Annotated in this window: 20 protein-coding genes; 12 read left to right on the top strand and 8 right to left on the bottom strand. The window is 69.7% G+C overall.

The genetic code is table 11. The features are described from left to right. Nucleotides 1-169 precede the first annotated feature (169 nt). Genes pstC through pstB form a run of 3 tightly spaced genes read left to right on the top strand, consistent with a single transcriptional unit; the run spans nt 170 to nt 3,045 of the window. Complete coding sequence (gene pstC / locus ABTX78_RS35210; RefSeq protein ID WP_352210835.1) at nt 170-1,168, top strand: phosphate ABC transporter permease subunit PstC; 999 nt, start codon at nt 170-172, stop codon at nt 1,166-1,168. Beyond that, complete coding sequence (gene pstA / locus ABTX78_RS35205) at nt 1,165-2,241, top strand: phosphate ABC transporter permease PstA (protein WP_352210834.1); 1,077 nt, start codon at nt 1,165-1,167, stop codon at nt 2,239-2,241. Before pstC ends, pstA begins: the two co-directional genes overlap by 4 nt. A gap of 27 nt (nt 2,242-2,268) precedes the next feature. Then, nucleotides 2,269-3,045, top strand: coding sequence for a phosphate ABC transporter ATP-binding protein PstB (gene pstB / locus ABTX78_RS35200; protein ID WP_340473905.1), 777 nt, complete (start codon nt 2,269-2,271; stop codon nt 3,043-3,045). A 402-nt stretch (nt 3,046-3,447) separates the two neighbouring features. On the opposite strand, the gene ABTX78_RS35195 is transcribed toward pstB, so the two are convergent. Continuing rightward, nucleotides 3,448-4,446 (bottom strand): inorganic phosphate transporter, encoded by a 999-nt coding sequence (locus tag ABTX78_RS35195; RefSeq protein ID WP_352210833.1) that lies wholly within the window; start codon nt 4,444-4,446, stop codon nt 3,448-3,450. 5 nt (nt 4,447-4,451) lie between these two features. Continuing rightward, nucleotides 4,452-5,072 carry a DUF47 domain-containing protein gene (locus ABTX78_RS35190; protein ID WP_352210832.1) on the bottom strand — a complete coding sequence of 207 codons (621 nt, stop codon included), beginning with the start codon at nt 5,070-5,072 and terminating at the stop codon, nt 4,452-4,454. A 250-nt stretch (nt 5,073-5,322) separates the two neighbouring features. On the opposite strand from ABTX78_RS35190, the gene ABTX78_RS35185 reads away from it, so the two are divergent. After that, complete coding sequence (locus tag ABTX78_RS35185; protein WP_352210831.1) at nt 5,323-5,655, top strand: metal-sensitive transcriptional regulator; 333 nt, start codon at nt 5,323-5,325, stop codon at nt 5,653-5,655. Nucleotides 5,656-5,770: 115 nt separating this feature from the next. On the opposite strand, the gene ABTX78_RS35180 is transcribed toward ABTX78_RS35185, so the two are convergent. Together ABTX78_RS35180 and ABTX78_RS35175 are read right to left on the bottom strand one after the other, a co-directional pair. Continuing rightward, nucleotides 5,771-5,947 (bottom strand): hypothetical protein, encoded by a 177-nt coding sequence (locus ABTX78_RS35180; RefSeq protein ID WP_352210830.1) that lies wholly within the window; start codon nt 5,945-5,947, stop codon nt 5,771-5,773. A gap of 172 nt (nt 5,948-6,119) precedes the next feature. Continuing rightward, nucleotides 6,120-6,950 carry an SCO4651 family lipoprotein gene (locus ABTX78_RS35175; protein ID WP_352210829.1) on the bottom strand — a complete coding sequence of 277 codons (831 nt, stop codon included), beginning with the start codon at nt 6,948-6,950 and terminating at the stop codon, nt 6,120-6,122. A gap of 386 nt (nt 6,951-7,336) precedes the next feature. Between ABTX78_RS35175 and ABTX78_RS35165 the strand changes: the two genes are divergently transcribed. After that, nucleotides 7,337-8,908 (top strand): FAD-binding oxidoreductase, encoded by a 1,572-nt coding sequence (locus ABTX78_RS35165; protein ID WP_352210827.1) that lies wholly within the window; start codon nt 7,337-7,339, stop codon nt 8,906-8,908. 55 nt (nt 8,909-8,963) lie between these two features. Further along, nucleotides 8,964-9,209, top strand: coding sequence for a hypothetical protein (locus ABTX78_RS35160; RefSeq protein ID WP_352210826.1), 246 nt, complete (start codon nt 8,964-8,966; stop codon nt 9,207-9,209). A 48-nt stretch (nt 9,210-9,257) separates the two neighbouring features. On the opposite strand, the gene ABTX78_RS35155 is transcribed toward ABTX78_RS35160, so the two are convergent. The 3 genes from ABTX78_RS35155 to ABTX78_RS35145 form a co-directional block, all read right to left on the bottom strand. After that, nucleotides 9,258-9,995 carry a phosphatase PAP2 family protein gene (locus tag ABTX78_RS35155; protein WP_352210825.1) on the bottom strand — a complete coding sequence of 246 codons (738 nt, stop codon included), beginning with the start codon at nt 9,993-9,995 and terminating at the stop codon, nt 9,258-9,260. A gap of 243 nt (nt 9,996-10,238) precedes the next feature. Next, on the bottom strand, nt 10,239-11,252 hold the full coding sequence (locus ABTX78_RS35150) for a C40 family peptidase (RefSeq protein WP_352210824.1): 1,014 nt from the start codon (nt 11,250-11,252) through the stop codon (nt 10,239-10,241). Between the two features lie 246 nt (nt 11,253-11,498). After that, on the bottom strand, nt 11,499-12,320 hold the full coding sequence (locus ABTX78_RS35145) for an SAM-dependent methyltransferase (RefSeq protein ID WP_352210823.1): 822 nt from the start codon (nt 12,318-12,320) through the stop codon (nt 11,499-11,501). A 445-nt stretch (nt 12,321-12,765) separates the two neighbouring features. Between ABTX78_RS35145 and ABTX78_RS35140 the strand changes: the two genes are divergently transcribed. From ABTX78_RS35140 to ABTX78_RS35115, 6 genes are all read left to right on the top strand, one after another. Continuing rightward, nucleotides 12,766-13,074, top strand: a complete 309-nt coding sequence (locus tag ABTX78_RS35140) for a DUF8827 family protein (RefSeq protein WP_313945505.1) — start codon at nt 12,766-12,768, stop codon at nt 13,072-13,074. Nucleotides 13,075-13,231: 157 nt separating this feature from the next. Beyond that, nucleotides 13,232-14,086 (top strand): DUF8175 domain-containg protein, encoded by an 855-nt coding sequence (locus ABTX78_RS35135; RefSeq protein WP_352210822.1) that lies wholly within the window; start codon nt 13,232-13,234, stop codon nt 14,084-14,086. After that, nucleotides 14,076-15,422 carry a hypothetical protein gene (locus tag ABTX78_RS35130; RefSeq protein ID WP_352210821.1) on the top strand — a complete coding sequence of 449 codons (1,347 nt, stop codon included), beginning with the start codon at nt 14,076-14,078 and terminating at the stop codon, nt 15,420-15,422. Before ABTX78_RS35135 ends, ABTX78_RS35130 begins: the two co-directional genes overlap by 11 nt. Next, nucleotides 15,419-16,978, top strand: a complete 1,560-nt coding sequence (locus tag ABTX78_RS35125) for an SCO6880 family protein (RefSeq protein WP_352210820.1) — start codon at nt 15,419-15,421, stop codon at nt 16,976-16,978. The genes ABTX78_RS35130 and ABTX78_RS35125 overlap by 4 nt, the downstream gene beginning before the upstream one ends. A gap of 11 nt (nt 16,979-16,989) precedes the next feature. Further along, the gene (locus tag ABTX78_RS35120) at nt 16,990-18,402 is read left to right on the top strand and encodes an ATP-binding protein (RefSeq protein WP_352210819.1); all 1,413 of its coding nucleotides are present in this window, start codon (nt 16,990-16,992) and stop codon (nt 18,400-18,402) included. Between the two features lies 1 nt (nt 18,403). Next, nucleotides 18,404-20,002 carry a type VI secretion protein gene (locus ABTX78_RS35115; RefSeq protein ID WP_352210818.1) on the top strand — a complete coding sequence of 533 codons (1,599 nt, stop codon included), beginning with the start codon at nt 18,404-18,406 and terminating at the stop codon, nt 20,000-20,002. 17 nt (nt 20,003-20,019) lie between these two features. Here the strand turns inward: ABTX78_RS35115 and ABTX78_RS35110 are convergent, their stop codons facing one another. Beyond that, nucleotides 20,020-20,568: a GNAT family N-acetyltransferase gene (locus tag ABTX78_RS35110; protein ID WP_352210817.1), complete on the bottom strand. Its 549-nt coding sequence runs from the start codon at nt 20,566-20,568 to the stop codon at nt 20,020-20,022. Between the last annotated feature and the right edge of the window lie 152 nt (nt 20,569-20,720).

Genomic DNA, 20,720 nt, shown 5'->3' with positions numbered 1-20,720 from the left:
CAATTCAAGGATGGGGTGCAGCCCCTCGCCGGTGATGAGCCGTTCCCAAACCGCGTCCACGTCCTCCACCTCGAAGTTGAGCAGGCCTTCGGGCCCCCGCCGGCCACCTCATCCGGTGCACCGCCGCCAGGGGAGTCCTGCCGCTCCCCCACCACAGACCGGAAAGACCATGGCTTCCACCACACCCATAGACGCACCCCCCCCAACGCCGGCTCCGCCGGTCACCAGGAAAAAGGGCTCCACCGGCCGCACCGGCGACAAGGTCTTCCTCGGCCTGTCCCGCGGCTCGGGCATCCTGCTCCTGGTGATCATGGCGTCGATCGCCGCGTTCCTCACCTACCGCTCCGTGCTCGCCATCTCGGCGGACGAGGGCAACTTCCTCACCACGTTCGAGTGGAACCCGGCGGGAGACCCGCCGGTGTTCGGCATCGCGGTCCTCCTCTTCGGCACCGTGATCAGCTCGATCATCGCGATGGCGATCGCCGTCCCGATCGCCGTCGGCATCGCGCTGTTCATCTCGCACTACGCGCCGCGCAAGCTCGCCTCCCCCATCGCCTACGTGGTCGACCTGCTGGCCGCCGTGCCGTCGATCATCTACGGCATCTGGGGCGCGCTCTTCCTGGTCCCCTACCTGGAGGGCATGAACCTCTGGCTCGACCAGTTCTTCGGGTGGACCTACCTCTTCGAGAAGACCGAGGTCGGCGTCGCCCGCTCGCTGTTCACCGTCGGCATCCTGCTGGCGATCATGATCCTTCCGATCGTGACCAGCGTCAGCCGCGAGGTCTTCCTCCAGGTCCCGCGGATGAACGAAGAGGCCGCCCTCGCACTCGGCGCCACCCGCTGGGAAGTCATCCGCATGTCGGTGCTCCCCTTCGGCCGGTCCGGCGTGATCTCCGCCTCGATGCTCGGCCTCGGCCGCGCACTCGGCGAGACGATGGCCGTCGCCACGGTGCTGTCGCCGAACTTCCTGATCTCCCTGCATCTGCTCAACCCGGGCGGAGGCACCTTCGCCCAGAACATCGCGGCGAAGTTCGACGAGGCCAACGAGTTCGGGCGTGACGCCCTGATCGCCTCCGGTCTCGTCCTCTTCATCCTCACCCTGCTGGTCAACGGCGCGGCCCGCCTGATCATCGCCCGCCGCAAGGAGTACTCGGGGGCCAACGCATGAGCCAGACAGCCATACAGGACAGGCCCACCCCGACGCCGCCGGTCCGCAAGGACGGCCTGCGCAGCCGCTCCCTCCCCCGCTTCGCGCCGCTCGGCTTCGCCGTCGTCGCGATCGTGCTCGGTGTCGCGCTCGGTCTCGCCGCCGGCTGGGAGAGCCGCATCCAGTGGGGCCTGGTCTCGGCCCTCTTCTTCGTCGTCATCTCCTACGTCGTCACCACGGCCGTCGAGAACAAGCGACAGGCCAAGGACCGGCTGGCCACCAGCATCGTCTGGGTCTGCTTCGTCCTCGCCGTCATCCCGCTCTTCTCGCTGATCTGGGTGACGGTCAGCCGCGGTCTGAAGGTGTTCGACGGGTACTTCCTGACCCACTCCATGGCCGGTGTCCCCGGCTTCGAGGCCGGCGGCGGTGTCTACCACGCCATCATCGGTACGCTGGAGCAGGTCGGCATCGCCACCGTGCTCTCGGTGCCGATCGGTCTGCTGACCGCGATCTACCTGGTCGAGTACGGCAAGGGCACGCTGGCCAAGGCCGTCACCTTCTTCGTCGACGTCATGACGGGCATCCCGTCGATCGTCGCGGGCCTGTTCCTCCTCTCGATCATGCTGCTGTTCGAACTGAAGCCGTCCGGCCTGATGGGCGCGCTGGCACTGGCGATCCTCATGGTCCCGGTCGTCGTCCGCTCCACCGAGGAGATGCTCAAGCTCGTCCCCAACGAGCTGCGCGAGGCGTCGCTGGCCCTCGGTGTGCCGAAGTACCGCACGATCATGAAGGTCGTCATCCCGACCGCGCTCGGCGGCATCACCACCGGTGTGATGCTCGCGATCGCGCGTATCGCGGGTGAGACCGCGCCGATCCTGCTGCTGGTCTTCGGCAGCCAGCTGATCAACAGCAATCCTTTCGAAGGCGCCCAGTCCTCTCTCCCCTTCTACATCTGGGAGCAGTACAGGGTGGGCAGCGAGGCGTCGTACGACCGCGCCTGGGCCGCCGCCCTGGTGCTGATCGCCTTCGTCATGATTCTCAACCTGGTTGCCCGCGGCATCGCCCGCTGGAAGGCCCCGAAGTCCGGTCGCTAAAGCGTCCATGAAAGCGAAGTGATCCCCATGGCCAAGCGAATCGACGTCAGCGGCCTCTCTGCCTTCTACGGCTCCCACAAGGCGATCGAGGACATCTCGATGACCGTGGAGCCCCGCTCCGTGACGGCCTTCATCGGCCCGTCCGGCTGCGGCAAGTCCACCTTCCTGCGCACCCTGAACCGTATGCACGAGGTCACCCCCGGCGGTCGCGTCGAGGGCAAGGTGCTGCTGGACGACGAGAACCTCTACGGCTCCAGCGTCGACCCGGTCTCCGTGCGCCGCACGGTCGGCATGGTCTTCCAGCGTCCGAACCCGTTCCCGACGATGTCCATCTACGACAACGTCGCCGCCGGTCTGCGCCTGAACCGCAGCTACAAGAAGAGCGAGCTCAACGCGGTCGTCGAGAAGTCGCTCAAGGGCGCGAACCTCTGGAACGAGGTGAAGGACCGCCTCAACAAGCCGGGTTCCGGTCTCTCCGGCGGTCAGCAGCAGCGTCTGTGCATCGCCCGCGCGATCGCGGTCGAGCCCGATGTCCTGCTGATGGACGAGCCCTGCTCGGCGCTCGACCCGATCTCGACCCTCGCGATCGAGGACCTGATCGGCGAGCTGAAGGAGCGCTTCACGATCGTCATCGTGACGCACAACATGCAGCAGGCGGCGCGGGTCTCGGACCGCACGGCGTTCTTCAACCTCTCGGCGGTCGGCCAGCCCGGCAAGCTGATCGAGATCGACGAGACGGAGCGCATCTTCGCGAACCCGTCGGTGCAGGCGACCGAGGACTACATCTCGGGCCGCTTCGGGTGATCACCGCCCCCGCGGTGCCCCCGGGCGGACGGCGCCGGCACCTGCTGCCGGCCCCCGGCCGCCCCGTCGCCCCCTAACACGTCTCGCGGTGCTGCATGGCGGTGCCACCGCGAGACGAAGGGCCCGCCCCCTCTCCCAGGGGGCGGGCCCACATGTCTTTCCTGCTGCTGTCGTACGGGCGGTCCCGCCGGGCCGGCGGCGCTTCGAAGCGTCGGGCTGTCGAGGGCGCTTCGAAGCGGCGGGCTGTTGGTGGCGCCTTCGGGGCGGCGGGCTGTTGGTGGCGCCTTCAGGGCGGGCAGTCTGACGGCTGCCCCCCGAAACGGCGGCTGCCGGGCTGTCGTCCGGGATGCCGTCCGGTCGGATGCCGTGGGCGCGCCGCGGGTCGACCGTCCGGCGCGGGCGTCAGCCGAACGCCAGGTACACGGCCCCGTAGCTCAGCGCCGCGACCGCCGCGGCGGCCGGCATCGTGATGAACCAGCCCATGATGATGTTCTTCGCGACGCCCCACCGGACCGCGTTGACGCGCTTCGTCGCCCCGACACCCATGATCGCGGACGTGATCACATGCGTCGTCGAGATCGGCGCGTGGAACAGGAACGCCGAACCGAACATGATCGAGGCGCCCGTCGTCTCCGCGGCGAATCCCTGCGGCGGGTCCAGCTCGATGATCTTCCGCCCCAGCGTCCGCATGATGCGCCAGCCACCCGCGTACGTGCCGAGGGAGAGCATGACCGCACAGGCGATCTTCACCCAGACCGGGATCGCGTCGCCCTGGTCCTCGACATCGGCGATGACCAGCGCCATCACCACGATGCCCATCGTCTTCTGGGCGTCCTGAAGACCGTGCCCGAGCGCCATACCGGCCGCGGAGACGGTCTGGGCTATCCGGAAACCGCGCTTGGCCTTGTGCGGGTTGGACTTCCGGAACATCCACATGATCGCGACCATCACCAGATAGCCGCAGACCAGGCCCACGACCGGCGAGACGAACATCGGGATGACGACCTTCTCCAGGACGCCGGTCCAGATCACATCCGTGCCGCCGGCGAGCGCCGCGCCCACCATGCCGCCGAACAGCGCGTGCGAGGAGGACGAGGGAAGGCCGAAGTACCAGGTGACGAGGTTCCACACGATCGCGCCGAGCAGCGCGGCGAAGAGGATGCCCATCCCCTTGCTGCCCTGGGGCGTCGCGATGAGCCCCTCGCTGACGGTCTTGGCCACACCCTGTCCGAGGAACGCGCCCGCGAGGTTCATCACCGCGGCCATCGCCAGCGCCGCGCGCGGTGTCAGGGCGCGGGTGGAGACGGAGGTCGCGATCGCGTTCGCGGAGTCGTGGAAGCCGTTGGTGTACGTGAATCCGAGCGCGACACCAATGGTCACGATCAGGGCAAAGGTGTCCACAAGCTTCAGGACTCCTTGACCGCGATGGTCTCGACGGTGTTGGCGACGTGCTCGAAGGCGTCGGCCGCCTCTTCCAGCACATCCACGATCTGCTTCAGCTTGAGGACCTCGATGGCCTCGTACTTACCGTTGAAGAGCTGGGCCAGCAGCTTGCGGTGGATCTGGTCGGCCTGGTTCTCCAGGCGGTTGACCTCGATCCAGTACTCGGTGAGGTTGTCCATGGTCCGCAGGTGCGGCATGGCCTCCGCCGTCAGCTCCGCGGCCCGCGCGAGGACCTCGATCTGCTGCTCCACACCCTTCGGCAGCTCCTCGACCTGGTACAGCACGACCAGGTCGACGGCCTCCTCCATGAAGTCCATGATGTCGTCGAGCGAGGACGCGAGCTTGTAGATGTCCTCGCGGTCGAACGGCGTGATGAAGGAGGAGTTCAGCTGGTGGAAGATCGCGTGCGTCGCGTCGTCTCCCGCGTGCTCCGCTGCCCGCATCCGTTCCGCGATCTCGGCCCGGGCGGAGGAGTCCGCCCCGAGCAGTTCCATCAGGAGCTTGGAGCCCGTGACGATGTTGTCCGCGGATGCGGCAAACATGTCGTAGAAGCTCGTCTCCCTGGGGGTCAGACGAAATCGCACGTGGGGTCCTCGGGGTGCATTGGATTCGGTCAGGCTGATGCTAGGCGCATTCATCCGGCCACGGCCAACCGGCTTCCTCAGTTTCGCCCATCGGTAACGCTGGCCATCACAGCGCCCCCCGCCCCCTGGCCGGAGCGATTCGGTACCATATACCCATGAGGGGTATGTACGTCCCGAACTCCCCTGTGATGTATCAGGCACAGTTTTCGGACAGGCTCCATCTCGGTACAGCTGACAACCGGAGGACGCGATGACGACCACCGAGGCGGGCGGGCCCCCGGCCACGGACCACGACCGCGGCGTGCACGGCTACCACAAACAGAAGGACGAGCACCTCAAGCGGCTGCGCCGTATCGAGGGCCAGATCCGCGGCCTGCAGCGCATGGTCGACGAGGACGTCTACTGCATCGACATACTCACGCAGGTCTCCGCGTCCACCAAGGCCCTCCAGTCGTTCGCGCTCCAGCTGCTCGAAGAGCATCTGCGCCACTGCGTCGCGGACGCCGCGGTCAAGGGCGGGGACGAGATCGACGCGAAGGTCGAGGAAGCCACCAAGGCGATCGCCCGCCTGCTGCGCACCTGACCTGCTCCTTTTTCCTGAACTGCCGACCGTATGGCCGGCGCCCTTCCCGACCTGCTGCGCATCGGACGCCGCGTACCGACCTGCCGCGGCCCCGGGGCCGTCCCGCCGAGCGGGCTCAGTCGAGTCGGACGGATTCGGACCGCTCGGTCGCCACCTTCAGCACCTCGTCGATACGGTCCGGGCTCAGCCGGTCCTCGTCCGCAGCGGACGCCGCGATGATCAACTCACCGCAGAGTTCGATCTCGGCAAGCGCCACGTGGTCCTGGACGGTCGTCGTACTGGGCGGAGCCACGTGCGTTCACCTCTTCCTGCCGGGCGTCGACTTCCTAGCGTAGGGAGTGATGCACACACCGCGCATGGCACGTCCGGACCATTTCGGGGGTGCCTTTCAGATCTTCCCGGACTGACCCGAAGGGGCCCCACGGACCCCGTCTGCGCACGGACACGGACACGACGAGCACGGACTATGTCCTGATCCTGCCGGCGTAGATGTCCCGCCGGTCGGGGAGAACCATGGTCATCGGAGTGCCGAAGTCGTAGAGCACCGTGGTCGACGTGACCGCGACCGTACCGGTCGCGTTGGCGAAACTGAAGCGGTGGCGCACCTTGCGGAGGCGGCCCTCCTCGTCGAGGTAGACGTCGAACGGCACGGTGTCGGTGGCGAACCCTTTCGCCGCAGCCGCCAGCGAGGCCCGCGCATGCGGTTCGGCGGCCCGCGCCGCCCGCCCGATGTCCGTGCTCCCCCGGTAGTGGTGCACCGTCTCGCCATCGACGCTCTCCTCCCCGACGTACGTCACGTCCCGGGCGCCGCGCAGCAGTTCGGCCGCGGCCAGCGGATCCGTCGCCCCGCCCGTGACCAGATTGCCGTCCGCGAGGGTCGTCGTGTCGATCCGCACCCACTTGTCGGCGGGCACACCCGCGCCCCGGTTCTTCATGTAGAGCGCGCCGGGCGCCATCAGTTCGGTGACCGGGCGGTGCTCGTCCGCGCCCGCCGGATCCTTCGGCAGGACCACCGTCAGCCGGCCCATCCGCCGCCGGAAGTCGTAGCCGCCCTGACCCTGGATGGTCACCCGCGTCCCGCCGGTCGCGGTCTCCATCGACGTACGCGCCTTGGCGCTGCCGGCCGCGACCAGCGCGTCCGCCGCCGTGCGCACCCGGTCCGTCCGTCCGCCGCCGGGCCGGTCGTCGGCGACCGCGCCCGTACCGCCGGAACAGCCGCTGGTCGCCATCACACCCGCCACGGCGGCGGCGACCGCCAACGCGCCGCCCCTGCGCCTGTGCTGCTGCACCACCATCGCCCGCCAACCCCCAAACACCTGAACCGCTGCTTCTACGAGACCTCCGCCCGTCCCGCATAACGACGGCCAGGGCCCGTCGTCACGCGACGACCCGGTTGCCCTCCGTCCCGGTACCGTGGAGAGGTGCCTGCGCGAGAGCTTCCGGACAGCGGAGAATCACCTCATCTCACGACAACGACCGAGCACGGCTCGTTCGCGACAGCCCGGTGCAGCTGCGGGTGGGCCGGACCCGCCCGCCGCTCCCGTGAACGAGCCCGTACCGACGCCCAGTTGCACACCGCGGTCGTCACCGCGAGAGGCTGAGACCGCACGGGCAGCCCCCTGGACCGAGTTCCTCCGGAACCCCCACGGCCTCAGCGCCGTCTTGTCCCCCAGGAGGCACCATGGACCGGCGCGCGCTGCTCACCACCGCTGTAGCTCTGACCGCGACCGCCTGCAGCGGCAACGCGGGCGGCGGCACACCCACGGCCGGGGCCACCACCGGCACGGCGGGCCGCACGCCCACGTCCCGCGGATCCACCTCGACGGCCTCCGCCGCGGCGGCCGACTGGACAGCTCTCGCCCGCGGCCTCGACGGACAACTGGTGCGCCCCGGCGACGCCGCGTACCCCACGGCACGCCAGCTCTACAACACCCGCTTCGACGCACTGAAGCCCGCTGCCGTCGCGTACGTGTCCGGCGAGGACGACATCGCCGAGTGCCTCGCCTACGCCCGGGCCCACCGCACCCCCGTCTCCATACGCAACGGAGGCCACTCCTACGCCGGTTGGTCCTCCGGCAACGGCCGACTCGTCATCGACGTCTCCGCCCTGAAGAAGGTCGGCACGGACGGCACCATCGGTGCCGGCGCCAAACTGATCGACGTCTACACCACGCTCGGCCGAGCGGGCCGCACCCTACCTGCCGGCTCATGCCCCTCCGTCGGGGTGTCCGGCCTCACCCTCGGCGGCGGCCACGGCGTCACCTCGCGCGCCTACGGCCTGACCTGCGACAGCCTCACCTCGGCGAGGATCGTCATAGCCGACGGCAGACGGCTGACGGCGAGCGCGAAGGAGAACACGGACCTGTTCTGGGCGCTGCGCGGCGCGGGCAACGGCAACTTCGGCGTGGTCACCGAACTCCGGTTCCGTACGCACCCGGCCCCGCCGACCGTCGTCTGCTATCTCACCTGGCCCTGGTCGAAGGCGGCCGCCGTCCTCTCGGCCTGGCAGCGGTGGGGACCCGACCAGCCCGACGAGATATGGTCCTCGGCCCATCTGTCGGCCGGTCCCGGCGGGTACTCCCCCACCTTCTCCATCGCCGCCTTCTCCCTCGGCACCGAGAGCGACCTGAAGAACGCCGTCGACCGGCTCGCCGACGCGGCCGGCTCCCCGGCGAGCAACGTCTCCATCCGCCGGCGCGGCCATCTCGACGCCATGCTCGGCTACGCGAACTGCGCCACGCTCAGCCAGGACCAGTGCCATCTGCCCGGCCGCACCCCCGGCCGCTCCCCGCAGGGCGCGCTCCAGCGCGAGACGTACGCCGCCGCGTCCGACTTCTTCGACCGGGCGCTCTCTCCGGCCGGCGTCCAGGCGCTGCTCGCCGCGGCCGAGGGCTTCACCCGCCTCCCGCGGAGCCAGGGCGGCGGCGGCTCCCTCGTCCTGACCGCCCTCGGCGGCGCGGTCAACCGGGTGGACCCGCTGGCGACGGCGTTCGTCCACCGCCGCTCGCGGGTGCTCGCGCAGTACATCGCCGCCTGGCGCCCGGGCACCCAGGGCGCGGCGCAGCAGGCGTGGCTGAAGAGCACCCGGGCCTCCCTGCGCCGGTTCGCGTCCGGGGCGGCGTACCAGAACTACGTCGATCCGACGCTGACCGACTGGCGGCGGGCCTACTACGGACCCGCGGCGGACCGGCTCACGCGGGTGAAGAAGCAGTACGACCCGGGCAGGCTGTTCGACTTCCCACAGGCGCTGTAGCCCATTCGGGGGCCCCCGAATGGCCGGTACGGTGCCGGGCCTGTGCGCTGGTTACATGAACCGAACCGGACGAATAGCCACGCTCACGGCGACCACGGCCCTCGCGCTGGCCCTCCCGTTCGGCGGTGCCGCGTCCGGGGCGCCCGCGGGGCCGGCCGACACGGCCCCCGCCGTCGCCTCCAAGCCGGACGGCCCGCTCGAGAGTTCCCTCGCGGTGCTCGCCACCGGCGCGATAGCCGGCGCCGGAACCGTACTGATCGTCCGTCGCCACCACCGCCGCAACCGCGGCGGTCGCCGCTGACCCGGCAGACCCGGTACGGCCTGCTGCTCACGGCCCTGCGGCCCCCGGTCAGGCAGCCAGGTCGTTCTGACCCGCGCCCTCGGTCCGCGGATCGTGGACGCCCAACGGCTCGGGTCGGTCCGGCTGGGCGGGCGCCCGCTTCGAGCGCACGAGCCGTCCGGCCCGGCCCGAACTCGCGAGCGCCGACACCACCGGGGTCAGCAGGGCCAGGGCGAGGGGGGCGAGGAGCAGGGTGACCGCCGTGCCGAGCGCGAAGCCGCCGATGACGTCGGTCGGATAGTGCACGCCCATGTACACGCGGCAGAAGCCCTCGACGAGGGCGAGACCGATCGCGGCCCAGCCGAACTTCCGGTGCGCGATGAACAGCCCCGCGCCGATCGCCATCGCCATCGTGGCGTGGTCGCTGACGAACGAGTAGTCGGTCTTCCCGGAGACGAGGACCTCGATGCCCCGGTGGTCGAGGAACGGCCGAGGTCTCTCCACGAACCCGCGGATCGGGATGTTGATCAGCAGCGCGATGCCCGCGGCGAGCGGTGCCCACACCAGCGCGACGAAGCCCGACACCGAGTCCTCGGCGGTACCGCGCCGGCGGACGCTCCACCAGCACCAGAGCGCCACGGTCACCATCGCCAGGAGGATGCCCCACTCGCCGACGAACTCCATCGCGCGGTCGAACCAGTGGGGCGCGTCCTTGGCCAGGCCGTTGATGTCGTAGAGCAGGCTGACGTCAGGGCTCGATCCGCCCCTTGACTCCGTCAGGGGGAACCCCATTGCGAGTCCAGCCATCTGCTGCGGCCCCTTGCCTTGTGCCTGCCGCGGCGCACGGGTGCACCGCTCGTACCAACCCCCGTGGTCAGCGTGGTGTCTGCTGCATGGTCAGTGCCGCTGCCTCAGTCCAGGGAACGGCACGTTCCCCGGCAACGTTCCACTCTCCACCGAACGATCACCATGACGTTATCGAAGAGAGACACATAGCTGCAGCTCAGGGCCTTGGCCTAACGGAGAGTTCCGGCCAATCACGACGCCCCCTCAGGCCGCCGGAGGCACCGTGGGGAGTGCTTTTGCGCCATCCTCGGTGACCCGCGTGGCACCGAAGTAGTCCGGGGTGTCGATCTTGTCGAAGCGGATCACGGCACCGGTGTACGGCGCGTTGATCATGTACCCGCCGCCGACGTACAGCCCCACGTGCCGGATGGCGCGCGAATTGGTCAGGTCGTCCGAGAAGAAGACGAGGTCTCCCGGCAGCAGCTCGTCCCGCGACGGATGCGGCCCGGCGTTGTACTGGTCGTTGGCCACCCGCGGCAGCTCGATCTTCATCGTGCGGTAAGCGGCCTGCGTAAGCCCGGAGCAGTCGAAACGTCCGCCCTGCTCAGGGGTGCCGTTGCCGCCCCAGAGGTACTTCGTGCCGAGCTTCTGCTGCGCGAAATGGATCGCCCCGGCGGCCTGCCGCGACGGCTCGACGCGGCCGATCGGCCGGGCGAAACTCTTCTCCAGGGTACGGATGATCTTCACGTAGTTCTGCGTCTCGCGGTACGGCGGCACCCCGCCGTGCTTGATGACCGCGTACGCGCCGGCGTTGTAGGCGGCGAGCATGTTGTCGGTCGCGTCGCCCGGCGCCTTCTTCACATATCCAGCCAACTCGCAGTCGTACGTCGCAGCAGACGGAATCGCGTCGGCCGGATCCCACACGTCCCGGTCCCCGTCCTTGTCCCCGTCGACGCCGTGCGCCGCCCAGGTGCCGGGGATGAACTGCGCGATGCCCTGCGCGGTGGCCGGGCTCTGCGCCTTCGGGTTCCAGCCGCTCTCCTGGTAGAGCTGGGCGGCGAGCAGCGCGGGGTTGATGGCCGGGCAGAGGTTGCCCCACCTCTGCACGAGCGGCTGGTAGCGCGCGGGCACGGCCCCCTTGGCCAGGGCGACGGCGCCGTTCCTGCCGTCGATCCCGAAGAGCCCGGAGGCGGCCGAGTACGTACCGACGACGAGCAGGCCGACGAACCCCAGGCACACCACGACGGACGCGCCCGCGACCAGCCACGCCTTACGCACCGTCAACCACCCTTCACCCCATGGCAGTAGGCCCCGCGCCAGTGTAGGCGGGCAGGGCCGGAATCAGCGGTCGCGGAAGAGGGCGGGGCGGGAAGCGTACGCAGGAATGGCGCGAGCGCGTCATCCGCGCCGCGCTGACGCCACCTGCCGCGGCTTCCGTCACCCGCCGTGCGCCACGCCGCGCGGCTTCCGTCACCCGCCGTGCGCCGCCGGCCTCAGGGCCTTTTCCCCGCCGCCGGACCCGACCTACGGCTTGCGCGCCACGCCACCGAACATCGCGACCTCTTCCGGCTCCGGCTGACCCTCGGGGGCCTCCACGCGCCAGCGGGAGCAGGAGACGACACCCGGAGGGAGCAGTTCGAGGCCGTCGAAATAGCCCTCGACCTCACCCGCGGTGCGCTGGGTGAGACGCGGGGTGCCGTGCTCGTTCCAGAAGGCGACCGCTGCGTCCACGTCCGGCATCGACGGGCTGGTGATCGTGTGCGACAGCACGAGGTGGCTGCCGGACGGCAGCGCGTCCATCAGCCGGCGGACGACCGCGTACGACTCCTCGTGGTCCTCGATGAAGATGACCACGCCCAGCAGCATCAGTGCCACGGGCTGCTTGAAGTCGAGCGTCTCGGAGGCGCGCTCCAGGATGGTGTGGACATCACGCAGGTCGGCGTCGAGGTAGTCCGTACGGCCCTCGGGAGTGCTGGTCAGCAGCGCGCGGGCGTGCGCGAGGACCAGCGGGTCGTTGTCCACGTAGACGATCCGCGACTCGGGCGCGACGCCCTGGGCGACCTCATGGGTGTTGTCGGCGCTGGGCAGCCCGGTACCGACGTCGAGGAACTGCCGGATCCCGAGATCCGCCACCAGATGGTGGACGGCCCGCCCCAGAAACTGACGGTCGGCCAGGGCATAGTCCCCGATGCCGGGGTGAATGCCCCGGATCTGATCCCCGGCCTCACGGTCCACGGGGTAGTTGTCCTTGCCACCGAGCCAGTAGTTCCAGATCCTGGCGGTGTGAGGGCGCGAGGTGTCGATCCGGTCGCGTACGTGCTCGTTTTCGGTCACGGGCCACAACATATCCAACTCGTGCCTGTGGGCGGGAGGTTGCTACGCAGATGAGAGACGTTTCCGCACCACCCGTGGACCCGGCCCCGAGCACGGCACCCGGCACGGCTCCGACGAGGAACCTTCCCGGCCGGCGGACCGTCATATGCCACGGCGGACGCATCCGTTCGCCCGGCAGCCGCCGATCGGCCGTCCGGAACGCCCCAAAGGTGCCACAACGACAGTCATTGCCCGGAGTCACGCACCGTGATACACAGAGTGACGGTACGGGCTCCTCTCTGTGAACAGGTCGACACCGCCGCAGGTCAGGGCGGTGGGATCGGTCATACGTGCGGAGATCGGGTAAAGAGACCCGCCAAGTCGGCATACGCGGGCGGTTTCATCAGCGAAGATAGAGCGATGGCCCATGCCGAGGGGCATGGGCAGCGAACAACCCGACAGGGGCGGTGAGTTACACATGATCCTGGCAGCCGAAAAGGGCGACATCACCACCATCATCGGCGGAATCGCCCCGAACTGGGGGCCTTTCGGGAGCCTGGGCAATGAAGCCCGCATCATGATCGAGGTCGTGATGGCGGTGGCCATCCTGCTCTGCCTCGGTATCGCGATCTGGGGCGCCGCGAAGCAGCGCATCGGAGCGACCGCGCTGCGCGACACCTTCAGCGCGGAACAAGGCAAGGGCCTGATCGTCGCCGGCCTGACCGGCGTCTTCATCATCGGGTCACTGGGGACCCTGTTCACCATCGTGTACGGGATGGCCGTCTGACCCACCCGTCGGACCCCCCTTCCCCGTCCCGCGTGCCCGGCCCACCCAGAGATTGCGTCTCCCTGATGTCGAGTCACCACACCGCGCCCGCGCGGAAAGCAGCACGGCTACCGTCGTACTACGCGGTTCTGCACCCGGTCGAGGGGAAGTGCGCGACATGAGCCTGGGGGACGACCACGGCTACGGCGGCGACGCGAGCAGCCGGGTGGACGACGGCTTCCGCGGTACGGGCCAGACCCGCACGCGCCTGCCCGGCACGGACACGGACGTCTACGGCGGCGCCCGCCGCCCGGTCCGCAACTCCCGCTCACTCATCACGGTGGTGGGCGTCGTGGTGCTGCTGATCGCGGCGATCGCCTTCGCCAACCAGGGCGGAGGCGGCGACGACGACCGCGCCCGAGAAACCCCGAAGGGCCCGGAATCGGCCCCGACGGCGGCGACGGGCGTGAAGCCGGTCCAGGGCAAGGTGGGGGGTATCCCGACGGGGTTCGCAAGAGACGAACAGGGAGCGCAGAGCGCGGCGTCCAACTACGCCGTGGCGCTCGGGTCCGAAGGGATGTTCAACAAGGACCACCGTCGGGTCATCGTCCAGACGATCGCGGACACCGGAACGGCGGGCAAACTCCTGGCCGGCTTCGACGCCGACTACTCTCCCGAATTCCTCGCCCAGGTCGGCCTCAAGCCCGATGGCAAGGCGCCCGTCGGCTCGACCTTCGTCAACCGCACCGTTCCCGCAGGCGCCAAGGTCAAGGCCTACTCCCCCGACACGGCAGACGTCGACGTCTGGTGCATGGGTCTGTTCGGACTGACGGGCGAGAAGTCGACCAGGCCCGTGACCAGCGGCTGGTTCACGCTGAGCGTCAAGCTGAAGTGGAACGGTTCCGACTGGAAGGTCCTCGAGACCACCCAGAAGACGGGACCCACACCGGTCACCGGGGACAACCCCGTGTCCGGATCCGACGACATCGCCAACGCGGTGAAGGAATTCGGAGGGTTCACGTATGCCCGTTAGCCCTCCCACTCGTGCCCGCTCCGTCCTGACCGTCGCGGCAACCCTGCACGCGGCGGCGTTCGCGTTCGCCGCCCGGGCGACCGCAGCACCCACCCCGCCGCCGACGCCGACCAGGACGAGCGACCCGTGCGGTCTCATTGCGGGGCCCGCACGGGACTACTGCGACAACGGGGACTCGGCCGGCGGCGCAGCCCGTTCCGGGCCCACCCCCCAAGACCCCGCCGACGCCCTCGACCCCCTCTCCTCCCTCGCCCGCGGCTGCGCCGACGCCGCCGTCTGGACCGTCGACACCCTCTCCAAGGCCGTGAAGTCCACCGCCACCGTCGACTTCACCAACACCGCCTTCCTCTCCCAGTACGCCGTCGTCTTCGCCGCCGCCACCATCCTCACGCTCGTCCTGTGGCTCCTCGCCGTCGCCAAGCGAGCCATCCGCGGCGTGCCGCTGATGACGGCCATCTCCGAAGCGATCGGCTTCCTCTGGCTCACGGTCCTCGCCTCCGCCTTCACCCCGCTGATCCTCTACACCCTCGTCTCCGCCACCGACGGCGTCACCGAGGTCATCGCGGGCGGTACCAGCGGGCAGACCGACATGTTCTTCGGGAACTTCTCCGCCGCCCTCAAGAAGGGCACCGACATCGGAGGCGGGCCGATCATGCTGATCGTCGTCTCCCTCGTCACCGTGCTGGCCGCCGGAATCCTCTACCTCGAACTGTTCATCCGCGCCGTCCTCCTCTACGTCGGCGCCCTCCTCGGCGTCGTCGTCTACGCGGGACTCGTCGACAAGAACATGTGGGGCCACGTACGCCGCTGGGCCGGCATCATGATCGCGATCATCCTGATCAAGCCGGTCATCGTGATCGTCCTCGGCCTCGCCGGCGCCCTCTCCGCCGACCAGGGCCCCGACTCCTTCTCCGCCGTCGTCTCCGGACTCGCGATCATCCTGCTCGCGATCTTCGCCTCGGCGATGATCTACCGTTTCGTTCCGGGCTTCGGCGACGAGATCGTCGCCTCCCGCAACAACCGCCTCCAAGGCGGCGCGGAGAACGCCGCCGCCGCCGTCATCAGCTCACCCGCCGCCCTCGTCTCCCAGGGCATCAAGACCCACAGCACACGCGGCAACCCCCGCGGCGGCGACAACAGCGGCGGAGGCGGCGGGGCATCCCGGCCGTCCAACCCCATGGGCGGTGGCGTCGCGGCCCACAGCAGCCGCACCTCCGGCGGCGGCGGAACTGTCCCCTCCGCCGCGCCCCCGCCCCGCAGCGCCCGTCCCAGTAGCAGTCCCACCAGCGGCACCCCGCACAGCAACCGCAAGAGCACAGGAGGTGGAGGGCGTTGACGACCCAGTCCCATCCCATCGCGCCCCGCCGTACGTATCTGATCGGCCGGGCCCGGCCGAACGCGATCGTCGGCAAGAACCGCGAGACCGGCGAGATCGCCCTGATCATCGCCGGCGCGTTCCTCGGCATGATGTGCGGGCTGCTCGTCCCCGTTCTGTCCGTGCGCATCGTTCTGCTGATGGGCTTCCCGCTGCTCGCGCTCTCCGCGGTCTACGTGCCGTACAAGCACCGCACCTTCTACAAGTGGTTCGAGATCAACCGCAGCTTCAAGCGCACCCTGCGCAACGGCACCGTCTACCGCTCCACCGCCGTCGAGGCCGGCACCCGTCTCGACGGCCGCGAGGTCGAGGTCGGCCCGCCCCCGGGCATCGGCCGCATCAACTGGCTCGCCGCCCCCTTCGGCCCCGACGAGATCGCCGTACTGCTGCACGCCGACCGCCGTACCGTCACCGCCGCCATCGAGATCGAGGGTCCCGGCGTCGGACTGCGCGACAGCGAGGACCAAGAAGCCCTCGTCGACCGCTTCGGCACGCTGCTCAAGCACGTGGCCAACGGCGACGGCTTTGTGACGCGCCTTCAGATGCTGGCCCGTACGCTCCCCGCCGACCCCGACGCCCACGCCAAGGACGTCGCCCAGCGCGGCGACCAGAAGTCCCCCGGCTGGCTGCGCGACTCCTACGACCAGCTCCAGTCGATGGTCTCCACCTCCAGCGAGCAGCACCGCGCCTACCTCGTCGCCTGCATGCACTACACGCGGGAACTGGCCGCCGAGGCCCACGCCATGGCCCGGGCCACCCGCCACGCCTCCGGCGCCAAGTCCCGCAAGCTCGACAAGGACGCGGGCCTCGCGGTCGTCATGGCGCGCGAACTCACCGACATCTGCGCCCGCCTCGCCGAGGCCGACATCCGTGTCCGCCAGCCGCTGGGCCAGGGCCGTCTCGCATCGCTGGTGCACTCGATGTACGACCCGGACCACCCCATCGACCACATCCAGGCGATGACGAAGCGGAACGCCTGGCCGGCCGAGCTCGACGCCATGCAACCCACCTTCCTCCAGGCCAAGACCCGCGAGTCCTCCACCCGCGCACCCTGGTGCCACTCCACCGCATGGGTGAAGGAGTGGCCGATGACCCCTGTCGGCGTCAACTTCCTGGCCCCGCTGCTCGTCCACACCCCCGACGTGATCCGCACGGTCGCGGTCACCATGGATCTGGAACCCACCGAGGTCGCCATCGAGCGGATGCTCACCGAGAAGACGAACGACGAGGCCGACGCCAGCAGGGCCGCCAAGATGAACCGCACGGTCGACCCGCGCGACATCGCCGCACACGGCCGACTCGACCAGCGGGGTGAAGATCTCGCCAGCGGTGCGGCAGGGGTCAACCTTGTCGGGTACATCACTGTGTCGTCGCGTTCGCCCGAGGCCCTGGCCAGAGACAAGCGGACGATCAGGGCCTCGGCCGGCAAGTCGTATCTCAAGCTGGAGTGGTGCGACCGCGAGCACCACCGGGCCTTTGTGAACACCTTGCCGTTCGCGACCGGCATCCGCCGATAGGGGCCCGAGTGATGCGAGATCCGCTGTCCGTCCTCACCGATGCCTTCACCTCCTTCCTGTTCGGGAAGGTGGAGACGACCCGGCTGCCCGTCCGTACCTCCACCGGGCAGGCGCAGGCCGTCTATCTGCCGACCGCGGCGCCGGGCCTCGGCGACTCGGGCGTGATCATCGGCCGTGAGGTCTACAGCGGCAAGGGCTACATCTACGACCCCTTCCAGCTCTACGGCCAGCAGCTCCCCGCCCCGCACTGGCTGGTCCTCGGCGAGTCCGGCAACGGCAAGTCCGCGCTGGAGAAGACCTACGTCCTGCGCCAGCTCCGCTTCCGCGACCGGCAGGTCGTCGTCCTGGACGCCCAGGGCGAGGACGGCGTCGGCGAATGGAACCTCGTCGCGCAGGAGCTGGGTATAACTCCCATCCGGCTCGACCCGATGACGGCGCTCGACGGCGGCATCCGTCTCAACCCGCTGGACCCCGCCATCACCTCGACGGGCCAGCTGGCACTGCTGCGCACGATCATCGAGGTCGCGATGGGCCACGGCCTGGACGAGCGCTCCGGCTTCGCGCTCAAAGTCGCCCACGCCTTCGTCAACGAGTCCATCACCGACCGCCAGCCCGTGCTGACCGACATCGTCGACCAGTTGCGCCACCCGGAGGCGGAGTCGGCGGAAGCGATGAACGTCGACATAGACGATGTACGGGCCTGGGGCCTGGACGTCGCGCTGGTGCTGGACCGGCTGGTCGACGGTGACCTGCGCGGCATGTTCGACGGCCCGACGACCGTCGGCATCGACCTCGACGCGCCGCTGATCGTCTTCGACCTCTCCCACATCGACCGCAACTCGATCGCCATGCCGATCCTGATGGCGATCGTGGGCGTGTGGCTGGAACACACCTGGATCCGCCCGGACCGCAAGAAGCGCATCTTCCTGGTGGAGGAGGCGTGGCACATCATCAACAGCCCGTTCGTGGCACAGCTGTTCCAGCGGCTCCTCAAGTTCGGCCGGCGACTCGGTCTGTCGTTCGTGGCGGTGGTCCACCACCTGTCGGACGTCGTCGACGGCGCGGCCGCGCGGGAAGCGGCGGCCATCCTCAAGATGGCGTCCACCAGGACGATCTACGCCCAGAAGGCGGACGAGGCGAGAGCGACGGGCCGGGTCCTGGGCCTGCCACGCTGGGCGGTCGAGATCATCCCGACGCTGACTCCGGGTATCGCCGTCTGGGACGTCAACGGCAACGTCCAGGTGGTCAAACACCTGGTGACCGAGGCGGAGCGACCACTCGTCTTCACCGACCGCGCCATGACGGAGTCCTCGGGTCCCGCACTGCCGGAGGACGTACAGGCCGCGGAGTGGGAGGCGGAGGAGCGGGCGGCCTTGATCGAACGTCAGCAGCAGCTCGACGAGTCCGAGTCGACGGTGGCATGACATGCACGACGACCGCCATGGCCGCCGCCGGCGGGACGAGAACGAACGCGGCGTCCCCGACGGCATGCTGCTGGTCCTGCTGGGCTTCCTCCTCGGCCTGACCATCCTGGTCTGGACGGCGACGGGCCTGGCGGGCGTGATGTCCCACGGCGCCTGGCCGCAGGGCGTCACCTACCAGAACACCCCGTCGGCGATGCGCTCCCTTGCCTCGGCCCCACACGACCTCGCCGCGGCCTGGCCGTCGACCCCCGCGGCGGAACTGTCGGGCTACGGGCTGTTCTGGGGCCTGGCGATCGGCGAACTGATGCTGCTGATCGTCCTGACGATCTTCGTGCTCGGCACGACGGCCCGCTGGCGGGCGGTCCGCGCGGACCGCCGGGAGGCCATCCGTGCCGCCCGCAGCAGCGGCGTACGCGACCAGGTGCGCGGCGACCGGACCGGCAGCGGCAGTCCGGCCGCAGGCGGTCAGGAGTCCCTGCCCCGCGAAGCGCACCCGGTGAGCCCCGGTCCGTACGCCGAACCCGCCGGCCCGGCACACTTCCCCGCCGACCCGCCCACAGCCGTGGTCCCCGGTCTTCCGGTGGAACGGACGGCCGGCGCCGGGCCCGCCGACAGCCCGCCCCTGGCAGCACCCGACACCGGCGTCCTGCCGGCTCCCGTCCCGCCGCCCCGCACCGCGGCCCCCCGGCTTCTCTACGGCGACCCCGCCACGCGCCGGCCCACCACGCTCCAGGCCGTCCTCGACGCCGCCGGGCCCGCACTCGTCGTCACGTCCGACCCCACCGTGTGGGCCGAGACCAAGGACGCCCGGGCCAAGCTGGGGCCCGTGCTCGTCTACGACCCCGGCCACCTCTGCGACACCCCCGCCCGGCTCCACTGGTCGCCCACGGCCGGCTGCGAGAACGCCGACACGGCCGCCGCGCGCTCCATCACCCTTCTCACGCCGGTCCGCCCGCGGGCCCTCCTCGACGCCGCCATGGCCGACACCGCGGAGACGCTGCTGCGCTGCTGGCTGCACGCGGCCGCGGTGGACGGGCGCCCCTTCAAGCAGGTCCACCGCTGGGCCCAGGGCGGCGGAGCCCAGGAAGCCGTACGCGTCCTCCGCACGCACCCCAAGGCCGCTTCCGGCCTCGCCGGCCTCCTGGAGTCCGCGCTCACCGCCCACCCCGAACGGCGGGAGATCGCCCAGCAGTTGGTCACCCGGGCGCTCTCGGCCCTCTCCTCGATCCACATCCGCGAGGCATGCACTCCCAACCGAACCGATTCCCTCGCCTTGGATTCTTTCGCCAATGAATCGGGAACGCTTTATCTGGTGGGTGAACCGATCGAGGATCCCCGCACCCACCCCGGAGCGATGCCCTTGCTGACGGCATTGGCGTCAGACGTGGTCGAGCACGGCCGCCGCATGGCCGCACGGTCATCCGACGGTCGGCTCGACCCACCAATGACGCTCATCCTCGACGACGTCGCCGCGGTGGCCCCGCTCCCTGGGCTCCCGGAGCTGCTGACCACCGGTCAGGCGCAGGGACTGCCCACCCTGGTGCTGCTCCGCTCGGCCGAACAGGCCCGCGCCCGCTGGCCCGAGCCGCTCACGCAGTAGCCGACCGTTTCTCCGGACTACCGCAGGACTTCGTACTCCACCTCGCGGGCCGTCTCGTCGCCCGGCACCGGCACGGTGTCGCCGCTCGGCACGAACCCGATCCGCCGGTAGAACGCCGCCGCCCGCGCGTTGTCCTCGTGCACATACAGCCGTACGCGCTTCACGGGCGGCTCCGACAGTTCCCACGACCAGTCGATCGCGGCCCGGAACAATGCTTCCGCCACACCTGTGCCGCGGTCCTCGGGCCGGACGAACACCGCGACCAGATGCGTCTGGTCGGTCTCCGCCACCTCCCCGAATCGCACCTCACCCGCCGGCCGCTCCACCAGCGCGGTGAGGGTCCCGACCCAGCGACCGTCCGGTGCCTCCGCGATGAACTGCCGGGACGTCACCCCCTCGGCCGCATGAGCCGCACGGTCCTGCCAGAAGCTGTCCGGCCGCTGAACGGCATGCTCGTACGACTCCAGGAACGCGAGGTGGGCAACCGGGTCCTGCAGGGCGGCGAGCCTGATCTCCTTGGCTCTGTCCCACTCCTCGGCGAGTACGGGGCGAATCACATAATCCATACATCGCATCCTCCGTGTGCTGCGGACGGACTCGCAACACGGTTTCGCACACCGTCTCCGCCGGCGGCCGGTCCTGAACGCAAAAATGCCTCAACCCCCGGACATGGTCCGGGGGTTGAGGCTAAAAATTGTTCGGCGGCGTCCTACTCTCC

Source organism: Streptomyces sp. NPDC096193, assembly GCF_040302905.1.
GTDB lineage: Bacteria > Actinomycetota > Actinomycetes > Streptomycetales > Streptomycetaceae > Streptomyces.
The sequence above is the reverse complement of the archived record's forward strand: the minus strand, read 5'-3'. Positions and strand labels throughout refer to the sequence as shown.